A 514-nucleotide genomic window follows, 5' to 3' on the forward strand; every position below is an offset into this window, starting at 1 on the left:
GCTTCTTCCGAAAGTATGGAGAGTGGCAATCATACCGAATCTGTTGGAATCTTTGAAATTGCGGTACAGGTAGTAATTGTCCTTGTCGTTTCTGACTCTGCCGGTTTTGCCACGTTTTCTTTTTTCAGATTTGAAGATGTTTTCATTAGTGATCTTCATGATGGTATTGCGGGCGGCAGCAAAAAGAAGATCCAGGGCATTTCTGTTTTTTCTGAAGAAGAAGCGGTACTGTTCAGGTATGGTAAAGACTATATGTCTGTGCCTGACATCAAGGCACATGGATTCAGCTTTGACGGCAAGCTGTTTTTGATATTTGGTGCCGCAGGAGGTGCAGAGTCTGGAATGACAGTGATGGTAGATGATATTGAAATTGCCACAGGAAGGACATTCGAACATGTCATATCCGAGATATTCAGTTTTACAGAGAAGAGTATTCTGTACGTTGTCCAGGACAGTATCGCGAAGCTTTCCGATGTCGTAGAGATGCTGGATCCAGTCAAGGTTGTCCCAGAGA

General features: G+C 43.6%; 1 protein-coding gene. It reads right to left on the reverse strand.

What is annotated here, in order from left to right:
* Positions 1–492, reverse strand: a 492-nt coding sequence (locus ACTND6_RS11130; protein ID WP_441024333.1) for a transposase zinc-binding domain-containing protein, incomplete at its 3' end; no start/stop codon positions are given.
* Positions 493–514: the final 22 nt, after the last annotated feature.

It is taken from the genome of Bulleidia sp. HCP3S3_C9 (assembly GCF_052064035.1).
GTDB lineage: Bacteria > Bacillota_I > Bacilli_A > Erysipelotrichales > Erysipelotrichaceae > Bulleidia.